This is a genomic window from Gallibacterium anatis DSM 16844 = F 149, assembly GCF_000379785.1.
Lineage (GTDB): Bacteria > Pseudomonadota > Gammaproteobacteria > Enterobacterales > Pasteurellaceae > Gallibacterium > Gallibacterium anatis.
Genome location: NZ_KB903691.1, coordinates 1 through 20,972, shown reverse-complemented (window position 1 = coordinate 20,972; position 20,972 = coordinate 1). Strand labels below are relative to the sequence as shown.

Annotated in this window: 16 protein-coding genes; 12 read left to right on the top strand and 4 right to left on the bottom strand. The window is 40.5% G+C overall.

What is annotated here, in order from left to right; genetic code table 11:
- Window positions 1-35: 35 nt before the first annotated feature.
- Together pflB and focA are read right to left on the bottom strand one after the other, a co-directional pair.
- Window positions 36-2,348, bottom strand: a complete 2,313-nt coding sequence (gene pflB, locus A3EO_RS0105330; RefSeq protein WP_018346309.1) for a formate C-acetyltransferase — start codon at window positions 2,346-2,348, stop codon at window positions 36-38.
- A 40-nt stretch (window positions 2,349-2,388) separates the two neighbouring features.
- Window positions 2,389-3,231, bottom strand: a complete 843-nt coding sequence (gene focA / locus A3EO_RS0105325; protein ID WP_018346308.1) for a formate transporter FocA — start codon at window positions 3,229-3,231, stop codon at window positions 2,389-2,391.
- A 288-nt stretch (window positions 3,232-3,519) separates the two neighbouring features.
- Between focA and hinT the strand changes: the two genes are divergently transcribed.
- The 10 genes from hinT to A3EO_RS0105275 all read left to right on the top strand — a co-directional run bounded on the left by hinT (window position 3,520) and on the right by A3EO_RS0105275 (window position 17,076).
- Window positions 3,520-3,867 (top strand): purine nucleoside phosphoramidase, encoded by a 348-nt coding sequence (hinT, locus tag A3EO_RS0105320; protein WP_018346307.1) that lies wholly within the window; start codon window positions 3,520-3,522, stop codon window positions 3,865-3,867.
- Window positions 3,868-3,880: 13 nt separating this feature from the next.
- A complete protein-coding gene (bacA, locus tag A3EO_RS0105315; RefSeq protein WP_018346306.1) occupies window positions 3,881-4,687 on the top strand; it encodes an undecaprenyl-diphosphate phosphatase in 807 nt (268 codons plus the stop codon).
- A 13-nt stretch (window positions 4,688-4,700) separates the two neighbouring features.
- Entirely contained in the window at window positions 4,701-6,164 is a 1,464-nt protein-coding gene (gene ubiD, locus A3EO_RS0105310; RefSeq protein WP_018346305.1) for a 4-hydroxy-3-polyprenylbenzoate decarboxylase, read from the top strand.
- Window positions 6,165-6,307: 143 nt separating this feature from the next.
- Window positions 6,308-7,258: a transaldolase gene (tal, locus tag A3EO_RS0105305; RefSeq protein ID WP_018346304.1), complete on the top strand. Its 951-nt coding sequence runs from the start codon at window positions 6,308-6,310 to the stop codon at window positions 7,256-7,258.
- Between the two features lie 142 nt (window positions 7,259-7,400).
- Window positions 7,401-9,746: an LPS assembly protein LptD gene (gene lptD / locus A3EO_RS0105300; RefSeq protein ID WP_018346303.1), complete on the top strand. Its 2,346-nt coding sequence runs from the start codon at window positions 7,401-7,403 to the stop codon at window positions 9,744-9,746.
- Window positions 9,747-9,967: 221 nt separating this feature from the next.
- A complete protein-coding gene (gene acnB / locus A3EO_RS0105295; RefSeq protein WP_013746711.1) occupies window positions 9,968-12,574 on the top strand; it encodes a bifunctional aconitate hydratase 2/2-methylisocitrate dehydratase in 2,607 nt (868 codons plus the stop codon).
- A 144-nt stretch (window positions 12,575-12,718) separates the two neighbouring features.
- Window positions 12,719-13,645: an ADP-glyceromanno-heptose 6-epimerase gene (gene rfaD / locus A3EO_RS0105290; RefSeq protein WP_018346302.1), complete on the top strand. Its 927-nt coding sequence runs from the start codon at window positions 12,719-12,721 to the stop codon at window positions 13,643-13,645.
- A 9-nt stretch (window positions 13,646-13,654) separates the two neighbouring features.
- Window positions 13,655-14,692 carry a lipopolysaccharide heptosyltransferase II gene (gene waaF / locus A3EO_RS0105285; RefSeq protein WP_026211010.1) on the top strand — a complete coding sequence of 346 codons (1,038 nt, stop codon included), beginning with the start codon at window positions 13,655-13,657 and terminating at the stop codon, window positions 14,690-14,692.
- Between the two features lie 88 nt (window positions 14,693-14,780).
- Window positions 14,781-15,881, top strand: a complete 1,101-nt coding sequence (locus tag A3EO_RS0105280) for a metallophosphoesterase (protein ID WP_018346300.1) — start codon at window positions 14,781-14,783, stop codon at window positions 15,879-15,881.
- A gap of 1 nt (window position 15,882) precedes the next feature.
- On the top strand, window positions 15,883-17,076 hold the full coding sequence (locus A3EO_RS0105275) for a BaiN/RdsA family NAD(P)/FAD-dependent oxidoreductase (protein ID WP_026211009.1): 1,194 nt from the start codon (window positions 15,883-15,885) through the stop codon (window positions 17,074-17,076).
- A gap of 13 nt (window positions 17,077-17,089) precedes the next feature.
- Here A3EO_RS0105275 and A3EO_RS0105270 read toward each other — a convergent pair whose 3' ends face one another.
- The gene (locus A3EO_RS0105270; protein WP_018346298.1) at window positions 17,090-18,871 is read right to left on the bottom strand and encodes a DUF3413 domain-containing protein; all 1,782 of its coding nucleotides are present in this window, start codon (window positions 18,869-18,871) and stop codon (window positions 17,090-17,092) included.
- Between the two features lie 17 nt (window positions 18,872-18,888).
- The gene (locus A3EO_RS0105265) at window positions 18,889-19,119 is read right to left on the bottom strand and encodes a YejL family protein (RefSeq protein WP_018346297.1); all 231 of its coding nucleotides are present in this window, start codon (window positions 19,117-19,119) and stop codon (window positions 18,889-18,891) included.
- Window positions 19,120-19,245: 126 nt separating this feature from the next.
- On the opposite strand from A3EO_RS0105265, the gene yejK reads away from it, so the two are divergent.
- Both yejK and A3EO_RS0105255 read left to right on the top strand, forming a co-directional pair.
- Complete coding sequence (yejK, locus tag A3EO_RS0105260; RefSeq protein WP_018346296.1) at window positions 19,246-20,259, top strand: nucleoid-associated protein YejK; 1,014 nt, start codon at window positions 19,246-19,248, stop codon at window positions 20,257-20,259.
- Window positions 20,260-20,326: 67 nt separating this feature from the next.
- Window positions 20,327-20,746, top strand: coding sequence for an outer membrane protein assembly factor BamE (locus A3EO_RS0105255; RefSeq protein ID WP_018346295.1), 420 nt, complete (start codon window positions 20,327-20,329; stop codon window positions 20,744-20,746).
- Window positions 20,747-20,972 lie beyond the last annotated feature (226 nt).

Here is a 20,972-nt window from a genome sequence, read left to right as displayed (position 1 = left end):
AAGGCAGTTTTTCAATAAGTAGTAATTAAATTACATTACATAGTTTGTGTGAAGGTACGAGTAATAACGTCTTGTTGTTGCTCTTTAGTTAAAGAGTTGAAACGCACTGCATAACCGGAAACACGAATGGTTAATTGTGGATATTTTTCCGGGTTTTCCATTGCATCTAACAACATTTCACGGTTCATTACGTTCACATTCAAGTGTTGTCCGCCTTCAACAGTTGCTTCGTGGTGGAAATAACCGTCCATTAAGCCTGCTAAATTGCGTTTTTGTGCTTCGTAATCTTTACCTAACGCATTTGGTACGATTGAGAAGGTATAAGAGATACCGTCTTTCGCGTATGCGAATGGCAATTTAGCCACAGAAGTTAATGAAGCTACCGCACCTTTTTGGTCACGACCGTGCATTGGGTTTGCACCTGGTCCGAATGGAGCACCGGCACGACGACCGTCCGGAGTATTACCGGTTTTCTTACCGTAAACCACGTTAGAAGTAATGGTCAATACAGATTGAGTAGGCACTGCATTGCGGTAAGTTTTAAGTTTTTGAATTTTCTTCATAAAGCGTTCAACCAAATCGCAAGCGATTTCATCTACACGGCTGTCGTTGTTACCGAATTGAGGATATTCACCTTCAATTTCAAAGTCGATAGCAATATCTTTAGCCACAACATTACCATCTTTATCTTTGATGTCGCCACGGATAGGTTTAACTTTTGCATATTTGATCGCAGAAAGTGAGTCTGCCGCAACGGATAATCCGGCGATACCGCAAGCCATTGTGCGATAAACATCACGATCGTGTAATGCCATTAATGCAGCTTCATAGCTGTATTTATCGTGCATATAGTGGATGATGTTCAAGGCAGTAACATATTGTTTTGCCAACCAATCCATAAAGCTGTCCATACGAGTCATTACATCATCGTAGTCAAGATATTCAGTTTTGATTGGTTCTGTTTTTGGACCAACTTGCATACCGTTTTTCTCATCAACACCGCCGTTGATAGAGTAAAGCATTGTTTTCGCTAAGTTAGCACGCGCACCGAAGAATTGCATTTGTTTACCAACAACCATTGGACTCACACAGCAAGCAATAGCATAATCATCACTATTGAAATCTGGACGCATTAAATCATCGTTTTCATATTGTACGGAAGAGGTATCAATAGAAACTTTTGCACAGAAACGTTTGAAGTTTTCCGGTAACTGTTCTGACCAAAGGATTGTCATATTTGGTTCAGGTGATGGTCCCATAGTGTAAAGGGTATTCAAGAAACGGAAAGTGTTTTTAGTCACTAAAGTACGTCCGTCTAAGCCCATACCACCAAGAGATTCTGTTGCCCAAATTGGGTCGCCGGAGAATAATTGATCGTATTCAGGTGTACGTAAGAAACGCACCATACGTAATTTCATTACTAAGTGGTCGATTAATTCTTGAGCCTGTTCTTCAGTAAGTTTGCCGGCTTTAAGGTCACGTTCGATATAAATATCTAAGAATGAAGAAACACGACCGAAAGACATTGCCGCACCGTTTTGTGATTTAACTGCCGCTAAATAACCGAAGTAAGTCCATTGAACAGCTTCTTTAGCATTGGTTGCCGGACCGGAAATATCATAACCGTAAGTTGCTGCCATTTGTTTGATTTGACCCAATGCGCGATGTTGTTCAGCAATTTCTTCACGTAATTGGATAGTCATTTCAAGATCTTCACCGCTTTCTAAGCGTGGTTGAAGTGAAGAGAATTGTTTATATTTGTCAGCCATTAGGAAGTCGATACCATATAGGGCAACACGACGATAGTCACCGATAATACGTCCACGACCGTAAGCATCAGGCAAACCGGTTAATACACCTGATTTACGGCAACGTAAAATATCCGGAGTATAAACATCGAATACACCTTGGTTATGTGTTTTACGGTATTCAGTGAAGATTTTTTTCACTTGAGGATCTAGTTCACGGCCATATACCTTACAAGATCCTTCAACCATTTTAATGCCGCCGAATGGAATAATGGCACGTTTTAATGGCGCATCAGTTTGTAAACCAACGATTTGTTCCAACTCTTTCTCAATGTATCCTGCTGGGTGAGAAATGATTGTTGAAGGAATGTCTGTATCAAAATCAAGAGGTTCGTGAGTACGGTTTTCCTCTTTAATACCTTCCATGACTTTGTCCCAAAGTTTGGTAGTCGCAGCAGTAGCACCGGCTAAGAAAGATTCGTCACCTTCATACGGAGTGTAGTTGCGTTGAATAAAATCACGTACATTGACGTTTTCTTGCCAGTCACCGGCTTCAAATCCGGCCCATGCTTTTTGTTGTTGCTCTGTTAGTCGAGTCATAATCATTTCCTTAATTGAATAATGAATAAAAATAAATGCTTTAGTGCGCTTTGGCTAAAAAGCGATGGAATAAGCCAATACAAACCGCACCACCAATAATGTTACCTAATGTGACAGGGATTAAATTCTTCACAATAAAATGGTAGAAATCTAAATCGGCAAACTGCGAAGCCTCAATTCCTAACTGCTGCCAAAATGCGGCATCACTATAATGTGCTGTTAAAATACCCATTGGAATCATAAACATATTTGCTACACAGTGTTCAAAACCTGAAGCTACAAACATCCCAATCGGTAAAATCATAATTAATGCTTTATCGGTTACCGTCCGTCCGGAATAAGCCATCCAAATGGCGACACAAACCATAATGTTGCACAAAATGCCTAAGCAAAAAGCTTCTAACCACGTATGGTGAATTTTATGCTGTGCAGTTTTTAGAATGGTTAATCCCCATTGCCCTTCCGCAGCCATTGTTTGCCCGGCGAACCAGATTAATGCCACAATGATTAAACTGCCTACAAAATTACCGAAATAAACAACAATCCAGTTGCGTAGCATTTGTACAGCAGTAATTCTGCCGGAAGCTTTGGCGGTGGCAGTTAATGTGGAGGAAGTAAAAAGTTCTGTTCCTAAAATCACTACCATAATGACGCCAAGAGAGAAAACCAAACCGCCAACGAGTTTGGCCAATCCCCACGAAGCATTGGTTAATCCGGTTTGTGTTGTGGTGTAAAACACAAAGGCAAGTGCAATACAGGCACCGGCGGAAATACCGGAAGCAAAAGAGAGAAAAGGTTTTTTCTGTGCTTTATAAGCGGCAACATCTTCCGCCAGATCTGTCATCTGTGTCGGATTCAGTGCAATAGTTGTCGCATCTTTCATAAACACGATTTCCTTCAAAAAAATTTTATATTTTCAAAAATTTTGCTAATTATAGGGAGTTTTAGTGGGAATAAATAGCAAATTCAGTGTTTAGAAATTACCGTTTTGAGGTATCGTTGATACAGATCAAATTTCAAAGTAAGTTATTGAAATATTGTTAAAAAGTTGTTTTGAAACAATGTGAGGAAGTTTTCTGCTCTTTTACAAGCATAACGATAAAAAAGCCTTTATAATAGGCGAGTTCTTTTAACCTTCCATACTATTATTTATTTTTTAAGGAGAAAAGTTATGGCAGCAGAAACTATCTTTAGCAAAATTATCCGTAAAGAAATTCCGGCAGATATTGTCTATCAGGATGAGCTGGTTACAGCATTTCGCGATATTGCTCCGCAAGCACCGACACATATTTTAATTATTCCGAATAAAATTATCCCAACTGTCAATGATGTTACAGCGGAAGATGAACAGGTTTTAGGGCATCTGTTTGTCATTGCTGCGAAAATTGCAAAAGAACATGGTATTGCCGAAGACGGTTATCGCCTGGTGGTGAATTGTAATAAACACGGCGGACAGGAGGTGTTTCATCTACATATGCACTTAGTCGGTGGTAAACAACTTGGCAAAATGTTGCCGTAAGCAGGAGTTTTGAATGTCTGAATTATTGATTGCTTTCATTTTAGGTTGTGTTGAAGGCTTAACCGAATTTTTACCTGTTTCATCAACCGGACATATGATTATTGCCGGTCATTTTCTTGGCTTTGAAGGTCAAAAAGCGGCAACGTTTGAAGTGATTATCCAATTAGGGTCGATTTTGGCAGTTATTTTTGTGTACTGGCGCAAAATGTTCGGATTGATCGGTATTCATTTCGGTGAAAAAGTGGATCAGAACAAAGCTCACTTAAATTTAATACACATTATTTTAGGGATGATCCCGGCAGTGGTGTTGGGGTTAGTTTTTCATTCCACGATCAAATCTTGGTTCAATATTCATAATGTGATCGGTGCTTTGGTTGCCGGTGGTATTTTATTGATTTTGGCGGAAAAATTCCGTCCGCAACCGGCATATGCGGAAGAGTTGGATCAAATTACTTACCGTCAGGCGTTTGCGATCGGGCTATTCCAATGCTTGGCATTATTTCCCGGTTTTTCTCGTTCAGGTGCCACTATTTCCGGTGGTTTACTGATGGGGGTAGGAAAAAAAGCGGCGGCAGAATATTCATTTATTTTGGCAGTGCCGATGATGATTGGTGCAACTGCATTAGATTTATATAAAAGCCTTCCTTTTCTTTCGTGGGATGATCTGCCGTTATTCGCGGTCGGTTTTGTGACTGCATTTATTGTTGCAATGATTGCCATTCGGACATTCTTACATTTAATCGGTAAAATCTCATTCGTTTCTTTTGCGATATATCGTTTTATCTTAGCGATTTTATTGGCTTGGATCGTGTTGGCTTAATAAGGGGCAGAGGGTGAAATATAAAAATTTGCGTGAATTTATTGCATTGTTGGAACAACAGGGGGAGCTTAAACGCATTACGGTTGAAGTTGATCCGTATCTGGAAATGACAGAAATTGCGGATCGTACTTTGCGTAAAGGTGGGCCGGCATTGTTGTTTGAAAATGCGAAAGGATTTGATATGCCTGTGTTATGTAATTTGTTCGGTACGCCGAAACGGGTTGCATTGGGAATGGGGCAAGAAGATGTCAGCGCATTGCGGGAAGTGGGCAAGCTGTTGGCATTTTTGAAAGAACCCGAGCCGCCAAAAGGGATAAAAGATCTGTTCAGCAGCATTACACAATTTCGCCCTGTGTTAAATATGCCGACAAAAACGATCAGTAAACCGGAGTGTCAAGATGTGGTTTTAAGCGGTGAGCAGGTGGATTTATACCGTTTGCCGATTATGCACTGTTGGCCGGATGATGTCGCACCTTTAATCACTTGGGGATTAACTGTTACAAAAGGGCCTTATAAAAAACGGCAAAATATCGGTATTTATCGTCAACAACTGATTGGCAAAAATAAATTAATTATGCGTTGGTTATCGCATCGTGGTGGTGCCTTGGATTTCCAAGAGTGGCAAGAAGTGCATCCGGGTGAAAAGTTTCCGGTTGTTGTGGCATTGGGGGCTGATCCGGCGACTATTTTAAGTGCGGTAACCCCTATTCCGGATACGCTTTCCGAATATGCGTTTGCCGGTTTGCTTCGTGGTAATAAAACGGAAGTGTCAAAAGCATTAAGCTGCGATTTGGAGATTCCTGCCGGTGCGGAAATTGTGCTGGAAGGATATATTGATCCGAATGAAACTGCGTTAGAAGGGCCTTATGGCGATCACACCGGTTATTACAATGAGCAGGAATATTTCCCGGTATTTACCGTGACTCACCTGACAATGCGTAAAGACCCGATTTACCATTCGACTTATACCGGCCGTCCACCGGATGAACCTGCGGTGTTGGGGGAATCATTGAATGAAGTCTTTATTCCTATTTTGCAGAAACAGTTTCCGGAAATTGTTGATTTTTACTTACCGCCGGAAGGGTGCTCTTATCGCTTAGCGGTAGTGACGATCAAAAAGCAGTATGCCGGTCACGCTAAACGTGTAATGATGGGCGTTTGGTCATTTTTACGGCAGTTTATGTATACCAAATTTGTCGTGGTTTGTGATGATGATGTCAATGCGCGTGATTGGAAAGATGTGATTTGGGCAATTACAACCAGATGCGATCCGGCACGAGATGTGACATTGGTAGAAAATACGCCGATAGATTATCTTGATTTTGCTTCGCCGGTTGCAGGTTTAGGCTCAAAAATGGGCATTGACGCAACCAATAAATGGCAAGGCGAAACGCAACGAGAATGGGGCAGACCGATTAAAAAAGATCCGAATGTCGTGAAACGAATTGATGAGATTTGGCAGCAATTAGGACTTTAAGCGCAATGTTTCCCATCTTGAAACAGGCGGTTACGCTAATATTAAATATCGTAAATCACAATAATAGAAAACGCACTACTCAGAGTAATTGTTTCTGTGGTACTATGCCAACACTTTTCAAATAAAATTAAGGAGTAAATTTTATGTCACAACTTGAAGCTCTACGCAAAATGACAGTCGTTGTTGCCGATACCGGCGATATTGAAGCAATCAAAAAATACCAACCACAAGACGCAACCACCAATCCATCATTAGTGTTAAGTGCCTCCCAACTACCACAATATGCCGCATTAATTGATGAAGCAGTGGCTTATGCAAAAAGTAAAAGTGCAGATAAAGGTCAGCAATTAATTGATGCAGAAGATAAATTAGCCGTAAATATCGGTTTAGAAATTTTGAAAATCGTTCCGGGACGTATTTCCACTGAAGTGGATGCGCGTTTATCTTATGATACTGAAGCAACCGTTGCAAAAGCACGCAAACTGATTGCACTTTATAATGAAGCAGGCGTAAGCAACGATCGTATTTTGATTAAAATTGCTTCCACTTGGCAAGGTATCCGTGCTGCGGAAATCTTAGAAAAAGAAGGTATTAACTGTAACTTAACTTTATTATTCTCCGAAGCTCAGGCTCGTGCTTGTGCGGAAGCAGGTGTTTATCTTATTTCACCGTTTGTCGGTCGTATTTTAGACTGGTATAAAGCGAACGGAGATAAGAAAGAGTTTGCGCCGAGTGAAGATCCGGGTGTAATTTCTGTGACTAAAATTTACAACTATTACAAACAGTACGGTTATAAAACTGTGGTAATGGGAGCAAGTTTCCGTAATATCGGCGAAATTACCGAATTGGCAGGTTGTGATCGCTTAACCATTTCTCCGGCATTATTGAAAGAGTTGCAGGAAAGCGAAGCGGAATTGCCACGTAAATTGGAGTATAAAGGTGATGTATTGGCACGTCCGGCAGCAATGACCGAAAGCGAGTTCTATTGGCAACATAATATGGATGCGATGGCAGTTGAAAAATTGGCAGAAGGCATTCGTAAATTTGCCGCAGATATTGAAAAATTGGAAGCGATGTTGGCAGCAAAACTTTAATTGTCGATGTTTTTTAGGCGGTGGAATACCGCTTTTTTTTACCCATTTTTAGATAAATGCAGATTAAGTTTTTATGTTCTATGAGGATTTAGGCTATAATGCCTCCTTATTTAAACAGCATTAGTAAAAGATAATTGAACAGATGAAAAGATATTACTCACTTTTATCCCTATCTATTATGGCGGCACTTTACAGTCAACAAAGCTTTGCCGATTTAACGGCGCAATGCTTATTAGGTGTGCCTCGTTTTACCGGTGAAGTGGTGAAAACTGATCCGAATCAGTTGCCGGTTTATATTGACGCAGACAGTGCCGAAATTAATCAGCCTAAAAATGCGTTATATCAAGGGAATGTTCAGGTGGAACAAGGGAATCGCAAATTGAATGCGGACTCCGTTTTTGTTGAACAAAAAGGTGAGAAGGATAATCTTCAGCGTTATGCCTATATCAATGGTAATTTAAATTATCAGGATAACTTGGTACACGTTTTAGGTGAAAAAGCCAATATTCATCTTAATTCAAAAGATGCCGATATCTATCAATCCAATTATCAGTTTGTTAACCGTCAAGGGCGCGGTACGGCGGAAAAAGCTGAATTAAGGCAAGATTATCGCTTACTGAAGAATGCTACTTTTACTTCTTGCTTGCCGAATAATAACGCTTGGAAATTACGCGCCTCCGAGATGAAACAACATATTAAAGAGGAGTATGCTGATTTATGGAATGCCGTTTTTTATGTAAAAGATATTCCGGTTTTCTATTTCCCTTATGTGCAGTTTCCAATCGGTGATCGCCGCCGTAGCGGATTATTGATGCCGGAGATGGGTTCGTCCGGTAATGACGGCTATTTTTACGCACAACCGATCTATCTTAACATTGCGCCTAATTATGATATGACAGTGACACCAAAATATATGAGTCGTCGTGGTTGGCAGATGTTGGGTGAAGCGCGTTATCTCAATATTTTAGGTTCAGGTGTGTTAGCTGGTGAATATATTAAAGATGATCGTTACGAAGATTATAAAGCGGATGATCCTCGTTACTTATTATATTGGCGCAACAGTGGTTCATTGTGGGATAGTTGGCGTTTTAATGTAAATTATACCAAAGTGAGTGATAAACAGTATTTTAATGATTTCACTTCGCCTTACGGTAGCAGTACTGACGGCTATGCGACACAAAGTTTTGCTTTGAGCTATTACAAGCCGAATTATAACTTAACCGTTTCCGCAACCCAATTCCAAGTGTTTGATACTTTAACCGGTGCAGGGCCGTATAGAACACTGCCGCAGATAGATTTTAATTATTATCGAGATGCCTTATGGGATGATCGTCTTGATTTTTCACTTTTTGCGCAAGCAGTGCAGTTTAAAAATGACAGTGAAAAAATGCCTTCTGCTTGGCGTTTCCACGCTGAACCTACCTTGTCAATGCCGTTGGCGAATCGTTATGGCAGCTTGAACTTAGAAACCAAACTGTATGCGACACATTATCGTCAAAAAGAGGGAAATGCGGATGATGCTTATGCCATAGAGCATTCGGTAAATCGTGTGATTCCGCAATTTAAAGCAGAATTAGCGACCGTCTTGGCAAGCAATCAATCTTTATTTGAGGGATACACACAAACGCTTGAACCAAAAGTGCAATATTTATATCGCCCGTATCGCGATCAAAGCAATATCGGAACCGATAAATATCGTTATTTAGGTTTCGGTTATGATTCGGTGTTATTGCAACAAGATTATTTTTCCTTATTCCGTGATCGTCGTTATAGCGGTTTAGACCGCATTGCTTCCGCTAATCAGGTTACTGTTGGAGGTACAACACGTTGGTTTGACAAAAATGCGGACGAACGTTTTAACCTTTCACTTGGGCAAATTTTCTATTTAACACCGGCAAAAATTGATAGTGATCCGGAACATCGTACTCAACGTTCCTCCTCTTCTTGGGCACTGGATACCAACTGGAAAATCAGTGATCAATGGAATTGGAAAGGCAGTTATCAATATGACACTTTATTGAAACAGACATCATTGATGAACACTGCGTTGGAGTATCGTCCGTCCGGTGAAAATTTGATCCAATTGAGTTATCGTTATGCCAGCAAAGAGTATATTGATCAAAATTTAGTAGGTGCGAATTCTTATGGACAAAGTATTCGTCAGGTTGGAATGGCGGCAGCGTGGCAGCTTAATGATAATTGGGCAATGGTTGGACACATTTACCAAGATACAGAATTGGATAAACCGGTTGAGCAGTATTTGGGGGTGGAATACAGCACCTGTTGTTGGAAGTTGAGCGTTGGGGCAAGACGTTACCTCATCGCATCGCCGGATGGGAAGTATTCGTCATTAAATGATACCTACTATAACCATTCATTTGGCATTAATTTCGAAATTTCGGGATTGGGTAATCGCCACGGTAGCAATGTTAGCAAAATGTTGAAAACCGGTATTCTTCCTTACACCGATCCGTTTAGTTTGAGATAGTTACGGGTTATTCCTCATTTTTATCAATTTAAAGTCGGGCAATGCATTGTTCGGCTTTATTTTTTTAGATAAATAAAAAATTTTGCGAGCTAGATCAAATATCCGATAATCTACCTTTTGACATTCCCTCATCATAGGTCTATATTAACAAACGATTAACATTAGGCATTTTAATAATCAAATGTTACTTCTACGCTACTATTAATAATTAAGGATGGACTATGGCTAATTTCCTAGAAGATTATCAAAAACACGTTGAACAACGTAAAGCAGCTGGTGTTGTTCCTCTTCCTCTTAATGCCGAACAAACTGCACAATTGATCGAATTATTGAAAGCACCGGCAGGGCAGAATACTGAATATTTAATGGATCTTTTTGAAAATCGTATTCCGGCAGGGGTAGATGAAGCGGCATATGTAAAAGCATCATTCTTATCCGCTGTGGTTGCCGGAGATGTCAGTTCTCCATTAATCAGCAAACAGCGTGCGCTTGAATTGTTGGGCACAATGCAAGGCGGTTATAACATTGAGCCGTTAGTGAAAGCGTTGGATAATCCGGAGTTAGCGCCATTGGCGGTGAAAGCACTCTCTCACACATTATTAATGTTTGATAGTTTCCACGATGTAGCGGATCGTGCTAAAGCCGGCAATGAGTTCGCAAAACAGGTATTACAATCTTGGGCGAATGCAGAGTGGTTCTTATCTCGTCCTAAATTAGCGGATAAAATTACCGTTACTGTGTTTAAAGTAACCGGTGAAACCAATACGGATGATCTTTCTCCGGCACAGGATGCTTGGTCAAGACCGGATATTCCATTACACGCAAAAGCAATGTTGAAAAACAGCCGTGACGGTATTACACCGGATAAGGATGGAGAAGTTGGTCCAATTACTCAAATCAACAAATTAAAAGAAAAAGGTTTCCCACTTGCTTATGTCGGTGATGTGGTTGGAACAGGATCTTCACGTAAATCTGCGACCAACTCTGTGCTTTGGCATATGGGGGAAGATATTCCATTTATTCCGAATAAACGTGCCGGTGGTGTGGTGTTAGGCGGTAAAATTGCACCAATTTTCTTTAATACATTAGAAGATGCCGGCGCATTGCCGATCGAAGTGGATGTCACTTCACTAAATATGGGCGATGTGATCGATATTTATCCTTATGAAGGCAAAATCTGTCGCCATAATAGCGATGAAGTATTGGCAACGTTCACCTTAAAAACTCAAGTATTATTGGATGAAGTGCGTGCCGGCGGTCGTATTCCATTAATTATCGGTCGTGGATTAACCCATAAAGCAAGACAGGAATTAGGCCTTGGTGAAAGCGATGTGTTCATTAAACCTCAAGCTGTGGCAACCAGCAACAAAGGCTTTACTTTGGCACAAAAATTGGTTGGTCGTGCTTGTGGTGTGGAAGGTGTTCGTCCGGGACAATATTGTGAACCGCGTATGACTTCTGTCGGTTCTCAAGACACTACCGGTCCGATGACTCGTGATGAATTGAAAGATTTGGCCTGCTTAGGTTTCTCAGCAGATTTGGTAATGCAATCATTCTGCCATACTGCGGCTTATCCGAAACCGGTTGATGTTAACACTCACCATACATTGCCTGATTTCATTATGAATCGTGGTGGGGTTTCACTTCGTCCGGGTGACGGTATTATCCACTCTTGGTTAAACCGTATGTTATTGCCGGATACTGTAGGTACAGGCGGTGACTCACATACTCGTTTCCCAATCGGCATTTCATTCCCGGCCGGTTCCGGTCTTGTTGCCTTTGCAGCTGCCACCGGCGTGATGCCGTTAGATATGCCTGAATCTGTATTGGTTCGCTTTACCGGTACAATGCAACCGGGAATCACATTGCGCGATTTGGTTCACGCCATTCCGTATTATGCGATCCAACAAGGCTTGTTAACCGTTGAGAAGAAAGGTAAGAAAAATATCTTCTCCGGTCGTATTTTAGAGATTGAAGGTTTGGAAAACCTCAAAATTGAACAGGCATTTGAGCTTTCCGATGCGTCAGCTGAACGTTCTGCGGCAGCTTGTACCATTAAATTGAATAAAGAGCCGATTATTGAATATTTGAATTCAAATATCACTTTATTGAAATGGATGATCGCAGAAGGATATGGTGATGCGCGCACATTAGAACGTCGTATTAAAAATATGCAGGCGTGGTTGGCTGATCCTCAATTATTGCAAGCAGATCCGGATGCGGAATATGCGGCAGTTATTGAAATCAATATGGATGAGATTAAAGAGCCTATCCTTTGTGCGCCGAATGATCCGGATGATGCTCGCAAACTTTCTGAAGTACAAGGCGATAAAATTGATGAAGTCTTTATCGGATCTTGTATGACCAATATTGGCCATTTCCGTGCGGCAGGTAAGTTATTGAATAAATTTGCCGATGTTATTCCAACTCGTTTATGGATTGCGCCACCAACCAAAATGGATGCCGCTTTATTAACAGAAGAGGGTTATTACAGCATTTTCGGTAAGAGCGGTGCCAGAACAGAAATGCCGGGATGTTCATTGTGTATGGGTAACCAAGCACGTGTTGCGCCGAAATCAACTGTCGTTTCAACTTCGACCCGTAACTTCCCGAACCGTTTAGGTCAAGGTGCAAATGTTTATCTTGCCTCTGCGGAATTAGCGGCGGTTGCGGCATTGTTGGGTAAATTACCAACTCCGGAAGAGTATTTAAGCTATGCGGCTGATTTACAAGCAGATAAAGATGATACTTATCGTTATATGAATTTTGATAAGATCAATGCTTATGTGAAAAAAGCGGATGAAGTCATTTTCCAAACTGCGGTTTGATTATTTAGCTAAGAATTAAGTTTACTTTTTCTTATTAATCTCCAAACTTTTCCCATCACGTTATCGTGATGGGATTTTTTTGTTTTTTCAACTTGTTAAATCTATTAAAATAGCCGCAAGTTATTTCACAAGTAAGGAAAAATTATGATTATTGTAACAGGCGGTGCCGGCTTTATTGGTAGCAATATTGTTAAAGCGCTCAATGACTTAGGCAGAAAAGATATTTTAGTGGTTGATAATTTAACTGATGGCACCAAATTTGCTAATTTGGCGGATTTGGATATTGCAGATTATTGTGATAAAGAAGATTTTATCGCTTCTATCATTGCCGGCGATGATCTTGGTGAAATTGATGCCGTTTTCCACGAAGGCGCTTGTTCGTCTACTACAGAATGGAACGGCAAATATATGATGCAGAATAACTATGAATATTCCAAAGAGTTATTGCATTACTGTTTAGATCGTCGCATTCCTTTCCTTTATGCTTCTTCAGCGGCAACTTATGGCGATCGTTTGGAATTTATTGAAGAACGTCAATATGAACATCCGCTTAATGTTTATGGTTACTCTAAATTTTTGTTCGACCAATATGTGCGTCAGATTTTGCCACAAGCAGAATCGCCGGTTTGCGGTTTCCGCTATTTTAATGTGTATGGGCCGCGTGAAAATCACAAAGGTACAATGGCAAGTGTGGCGTTTCATTTGAATAACCAAATTTTGGATGGCGAAAATCCGAAATTATTTGAAGGCAGCGAACATTTCCGTCGTGATTTTGTTTACGTCGGCGATGTAGCGGCAGTAAATATTTGGTGTTGGCAGCATAAAGTATCTGGCATTTTTAATTGTGGTACCGGTAATGCGGAAAGTTTTGCGGAAGTGGCTAAAGCGGTGATTAAATATCACGGTCAAGGACAAGTTCAAACCATTCCGTTCCCGGAACATTTAAAGAGCCGTTATCAGGAGTATACTCAAGCCGACTTAACCAAATTGCGTGCCGCCGGTTATGATAAACCGTTTAAGACTGTTGCCGAAGGCGTGGCGGAATATATGGTGTGGTTGAATAAAAAATAATTGGGAAATATGAGAATTCTTGTAATAGGCCCATCTTGGGTTGGCGATATGATGATGTCGCACAGCTTATACCAATCGTTAAAGCAGCAATATTCTGATTGTGTCATTGATGTGTTGGCACCGAATTGGTGCCGCGCATTACTTTCACGAATGCCGGAAGTGCGTAATGCGATTGCGATGCCGATTGGTCATGGTGAGTTTGATTTAAAACAGCGTTATCAAATTGGGAAATCATTACGTGGGCAGTATGATTTAGCGATTGTGTTGCCTAACTCTTTCAAATCCGCATTAATTCCGTTATTTGCAAAGATTCCAGTTCGTCGCGGCTGGAAAGGGGAGAGTCGCTATTTTGTATTGAATGATCTGCGGAGTAATAAGCAAGATTATTCGCTAATGGTGCAACGTTATGTTACTTTGGCTTATGAACAAGGCGCTATTCCGGCAGCAAAAGATCTTTCTTTCTCTTATCCCTATTTGCAAACAGAGCCTGATCAGGTTGCGGCAACATTGACTCAGTTCTCAGAAAAATTTGCTCTTGACTCCAGACGAAAAATAATTGGGTTTTGTCCTGGTGCTGAGTTCGGACCGGCAAAGCGGTGGCCTCATTATCATTATGCCAATTTAGCTAAGTTATTGATTAATAAGGGCTACCAGATATTGTTGTTTGGTTCAGCAAAAGATCATTCTGTCGGAGAGGAGATCCGTCAAAGTTTAACCAAGGAAGATCGAGCTTTCTGCATTAATATTGCCGGTGAAACATCGTTACCACAGGCAATTGATTTATTGGCAAGCTGTGATGGTGTTGTGAGCAATGATTCAGGGTTAATGCATATTGCTGCCGCTTTAAAACGACCATTGGTTGCAGTTTATGGGCCGACCAGTCCGGAATATACGCCACCATTATCTGAACGCGTCAAGGTGATTCGTTTGATCAGTGGCGGATTGATCAAAGTTCGTAAAAGCAAAGATAGCCAAGAGGGCTATCATCAATCTCTTATTGATATTCAACCTCAATTAGTATTAGAAGAGTTAGAAAAATTACTTTAATACTTAGTCTGATAAATAATGGGTAAAGCATTGTGGCTTTGCCCATAAAATCTTAAACCGTAATCCAGATTCGGAGGAAATAAATACAATGTTGTTTCGATATATCGCATTGATTGCGTTACAACTTTTTATATTTATTGCTATCAGATCCATCGATTGGTTTTTCTTTGTCAAACCAACAAAACCACACTATAAGCGGGTTTTCTTCTGGTTTAGCTATATTGCGATCAATGCGTTTATTTTGTTATCTATTGCACGCATTATTCCTGATGGATTTAAATATTCAGCTTATATCTTGACCACTTTATGGTATATCACGCTTGTAGCCGTGATGATTTTCCTATTACGCAAAGTATTATTGCTGTTCGCTGTTGAGTTGGCAGCATTCCCGATGATCAGCCGTTGTCTTGCATTAGTATCGTTATCCGCTCTATTTGCGTACAGTATTCATCAGGCGTATACACCGCAAATTGTGCATTATAGCGTCAAAATAGATAAAACAATGCAACCGTTACGCATTGGTGTTGCCAGTGATTTACACTTGGGAAAATTGTTTGGCATCAAACAGTTGGAACAATTACAGCATATTTTTGAACAACAAAAAGTGGACATTATTTTGCTGCCGGGCGATTTAATGGATGATAATTTAAATGCTTATTTCTCGGAAAAAATGGGACCGCATTTTGCTAAACTTTCTGCGCCATTGGGTGTTTATGCGACATTAGGCAATCACGATTTCTTCCAACAACCGCAACAAATTGCCCACGAAGTTCGCAAAGAGGGCGTTTATTTATTAACAGATCAAGCCGTGATTGTTTCCGATAAATTTATCTTAGCCGGTCGCAATGATGAAATGGATCAGCTTCGCCAAACCACTGAACAAATCTTAGCCTCTATTCCGGCGGAGAAACGACAAAATTTACCGATTTTATTGATGGATCACCGCCCGTTCTCATTAGCGGAAAATGCAAATGCGGGCGCGGATATTCAGGTTTCCGGTCATACCCATAACGGACAGATTTTCCCAGGTAATGTGATTGAAAAATGGGTGTATGAATTGAGTTATGGGTACAAACAGATTAAGCAAATGCATACGTTTGTTACATCAGGCTACGGCTTTTGGGGAGTGCCTTTCCGTTTAGGTTCTCAGTCTGAAGTGATGATTATTGATGTTTCAGGAACAAAATAAGATGAAACGATATGATGTGATTATCATCGGCGCCGGAGCGGCAGGGCTGTTTTGTGCCGCTCAAATTGGTAAAAAAGGCAGGTCAGTGTTGCTGCTGGACAATGGTAAAAAAGTCGGGCGCAAAATTTTGATGTCGGGTGGCGGCTACTGTAATTTCACCAATTTAGACGTGGGAGCGCAGCATTATTTATCGCAAAATCCACATTTTGTGAAGTCGGCTTTAGCACGTTATAACCAATGGGATTTTATCGCTTTGTTGGCGGCATATGGCATCAGCTATCACGAAAAAGAGCTGGGACAACTTTTTACCGATAACGGCGCGGAACAGATTGTTGCAATGTTGTTGAAAGAGTGTCAGGCAGCAAATGTACAGATTCAACTGCAAGTGCAAATTTCTCAAGTAACACAGCTCACTGACGGTTTTGAAGTGAAATATGGCAATGAGCTGTGTTTGCAATGTGAAAATTTGGTTATTGCTAGTGGCGGTTTATCAATGCCGAAATTGGGCGCAACCGCTTTCGGTTATCAAATAGCGGAACAGTTCGGCTTGTCTATTGTTCCGCCGCGAGCTTCGCTCGTTCCTTTTACTTGGCGTGAACAAGATCAAGTTTTTGCCGATTTAGCCGGGATCTCGCTGCCAATTACGGTTACCGCAGAAAATGGGATGAGCTTTAGTAATGCCTTGTTATTTACCCATCGGGGCATTTCCGGACCGGCAATGTTGCAAATTTCTAACTATTGGTTACCGAATCAACCTCTATTTATCGATTTTCTGCCGAAGATCAGATTGGATGAATATTTGCAAGCAATGCGCCAATCTTCATCGAAAATGCAGTTAAAAACGGCATTACAGCGGTTATTACCGAATAAACTGGTTGAGTTTTTTATTTCGCATTATCAATTACCAACAACTATTTTAGCTGATTTAAGCAATCTAAAAATTGCCGAAATAAGCCAACTTTTTCATCAATGGCAATTTGTCCCGAATGGTACGGAAGGCTATCGAACCGCAGAAGTGACTTTAGGTGGCGTTGATACAAACCAAATTTCTTCGAAAACAATGGAAGTGAAAAATGTTAAAGGGCTTTATTTTATTGGTGAAGTGCTGGATGTTACAGGATGGCTTGGCGGCTATAATTTCCAATGGGCGTGGAGTTCTGCTTATGCCTGTGCAACCGCAATTGATGGAGAGTAATATTCGACTCAAATCAACGCTCACTAAAGCTACGAAGTTCACCAAAAGCAGCAAGGAAAAGCCCTAATGGCGGACGGGTAGAGTTTTGTTGCTGATATTTCGCATTAAATTTTTTGTAATTTCCGTATTTATCAATCTGATATTGCACGCCGTCGCTGTCGATAATAACTACCCAGCGATTATTGGCACTGAGTGTCCAATTATCCGGTGAGTGATTGATGGCAAACAGATTATTGCCAAGGGCGAAATCTGCGACCGGATTAGATACAAGGAAAATATGTTTAAGCAGCGTTGGTACAATATCCAAAGTGCTGCTCAAATCAGAACGCTGTGCAGTGCCGGATGTTGGCATATGAACCAAAAGCGGCACTTGGATATTATCTGCTGAAAAATCTGACAAATCATTCTGATGCGCTTCACTAAAGCCACTATCGGCAGTCACGATAATGATAGTGTCGTCAAATTGTTGCTGTTGTTTTAACAGATTAATCAAATCAGAAAACTGCTGATCAATTTCAATTAATCTTTCGGCATATTGATAAGGAGATACCGTATCGGAACCCGCCGCTCTGGTAGTGTTTATAGGATTGTTTGTTGCGGTTAAGCTGACATCAATAAAACTGAACCAAGGTTGTTGAGCCTGTTTTTGATACCATTGTTGCCATTGTTGGAAGGCAGTTTTGTTGTTTTCCGCTACAGATTGCTCTTTTTTATTAAACAACACGGAAAAGAGCGGTTGATTATTCTCTTTTGTGGTATTAGCGTGAATTCGGTATTCTAAGTTTCGTAGGTGATGTAACAGCACCGGTTCAGTTTTACTGAATAAAATACTGTCAAGGTAATTTCCCGGAAGCCCATAAAATAAACCGACCAACCCTTCTTGAGATAAATTACTACTGCTGTAATTGTTTTGAAAATCTATCGATTGTTGGGTAAATTGATAAATTGCCGGTGTCGTTGTCGCTGAAATGGCGCTACGTTTCAGCCCGGAAATATTGATAAGCAGAATATTCGGTTGTTGCTGTGATTGAGGATAATTCAATTCGTGTTTTGGATAGTCGAGATAACGAGCATCCGCACGTCCGCTGTTTGTAAGTTGTTGCTGATAACTCTCTGCATCTAAAATGCCGTTTTTTTCTAAGAATTTTCGCGCTGTCATCGGATAAGAGAGCGGTAGATTGGAACGTTGTGCTGTAATTGGGCGATAGAATGTGGCATCCGCCCATACATAAATTAAATGCGTGGCGATAAATGCCAACAGAAATGTATAGGAAACCGGTTTAATCCATTTTTGCCGTTCCAGACTGCGTAATTTTTGCCACGACCAACGAGAAAACAGCATTTGCAACAGGAGAATAATCGGCATCGGTGCAAAGAAGAGCTGCCAATCGCGAGCCAATTCGCCATTTTCTGGATTAATCATTAAATCCCATACCATCGAAGTGAGGTGAATATAAAAGCGTTTATAAATCTCACTGTCTAACAATAGCACCGTCGTGCAAAGTGTTGCCAAAATAACGGTTATCCCACGAAACGTGCGATGGTTTTTGATAACAAAACTGAGCGGGAAAATGATTAATAAATAGATCGCAAAAACAATAAAACTGAAATGCCCGATAATACTGATAAAAAAGTAAATTTTACCGAGCAATGTATCCGGCCAGTCGGAATTAAAGGCGTAACGGGCCCCGATAATGAAAGAAATAATAATGTTAAAAAAGGCAAACCAATGACCCCACGAGATTTTTCGTGATAACTCTTCGCGATCTTGCCGTGTGTAATTTAGTTTTAACATTATGCCGGACGAATTAATTAATGTTTTTTATTGGGTGTTTTTAATGAATTTAAAAGTGCTTGAGAAAAGGCTTCCGCTAGTTCAATACGTTTATTTTCCTGCACACTGCTTAATAAAAGATTACTGACCATATCCCCCAATACGATTAAAGAGAGATCAACCGGTGCTTGGTGTTTTTCTAACGTGCCGATCATTTCGTTCATCAGCGCTTCAATCTGTTTATTAGAATATTTTGAATGTGTAGCCATAGTATTGAAATAGACAAAAAACGTGGCGGTTATGATAACAGATTTTTTCAGAAAATCGGCTAAAAATGATGAGTAAAATCACCTATAATGGCGATTATTTATATTGTATGAGTGAAGAATAACATTATGAGTATAAATGTTGAACAAATTATTTTGCACCAATTATTTCGTAAACCAACAGCAGAAAGTGAAGCAATAGAGATAGACACCAGATTGCGTCAGCAGTTATTGCCGGATAACGAATTAGTGCGGCAGTTGATGCTGGAGCTTCATCAACATTATCAATCAAAAAACAAGACTTATGCCGTGTTTACCGATGCATCCGTTTTTGCACAATTATTAAATCGCTATTTAGAAAGTGAGATCGATTTTTTAACATTCAGCCAGCAGGCGGCGCAGCAGTTGGCGCAAGAAATCAGTAAATATACGTTTGCCACCGGTGGAAATTTTGTTATCAGTCAATATAACTTTTTAGCAACGGAATATCTCTTTTTAGGATTGGTGGATAGTCGCAGCAGTTTGTTGGTGGATGATGAGTTAAATGTGCACGATACACAATATTTGGATCTCAGCAAATGCGATATTATTGCTCGAGTCAATTTAACGGAGTTAAAAATGGATGCTCAATCCAACCGTTATTTGACCTTTCTAAAAGGGCGTGTCGGGCGCAAAGTCAGTGATTTCTTTATGGATTTCTTGGGTGCGGAAGAGGGATTAAATCCGAAAGTGCAAAATCAGCTATTGGTACAGGCGGTACAGGATTATTGCCATCAAGAGCAGATTGAACCAAAGTTGGCGCAAGAGGTCAAACAGCAGGCATTAACTTATTGTAAAGCCCAAGCACAGCAGGGAGAAGACATTGACGTAACCGAGCTTTCCGCCGAAATGGGGATGTTAAACGGTCAATCATTTGCCGAGTTTGCTCAAAATGAGGAGTATGCCCTTGAGGAGAATATTCCGCCACTAACAGCAACATTAAAAAAATTGGAGAAGTTTTCCGGCGCAGGACGCGGCGTCACATTAACCTTTAATGCCGAATTATTGGGGCAACGTGTGATTTGGGATGAAGCGAATGATACCTTGACAATCAAAGGTGTGCCTGCCAATTTGAAAGATCAGTTACAGCGAAATAAATATTAAATTGGCATTTAGGCTAAGTTTCGGTATTATCAGAACGAGTTAACGATTATTAAGAAGGCTAACTACTATGAAATTAAAAATTGTTTTACTGTCATCACTTTTCGCATTGGGAATTACCGCCTGTTCCACACCGTTGGAAAAATTGGTTTATCGTATTGATGTGCCTCAAGGTAATTATATTGATGCGGCGTTGGTACAGAAATTGCAGAAAGGGATGACCGAAGAACAAGTGCAATATTTGTTGGGAACTCCATTGTTGGTGGATCCGTTTAATAATGCAAATTGGGTTTATGTGCAACGTATTCAAAAAGGGTATGAAACGCCGATTGAAAAGAAATTGATTGTTCACTTTAATCCACAGCGGACAGTAGAAAGTTTTAATTATTCACCGGATTTACCACCGGTAGACGTGGAAAAAATAGAAGTGGAACAAGCGCAGACAGAAGCGGAAACATCGGAAAAATCTTGGTGGCAATTCTGGAAATAAATTTTGTGTAATAATAAAAAACCTGCTTATGAAGCAGGTTTCAGACTGCTGACAAACCCATCTTTCCAAAATCATTTGATAAAAGTGGGTTTGTTTTTTTACTTTGTCGCTTTTCTCTTGCTTTTCCTTTCAGATAACGGTGCCAGCGGTCATTTTCGCTGATTGTTTTACCCATGCCTCAAACAAGTAAAATTGACGCCATAAATAAGACAAAATAGCCCATACC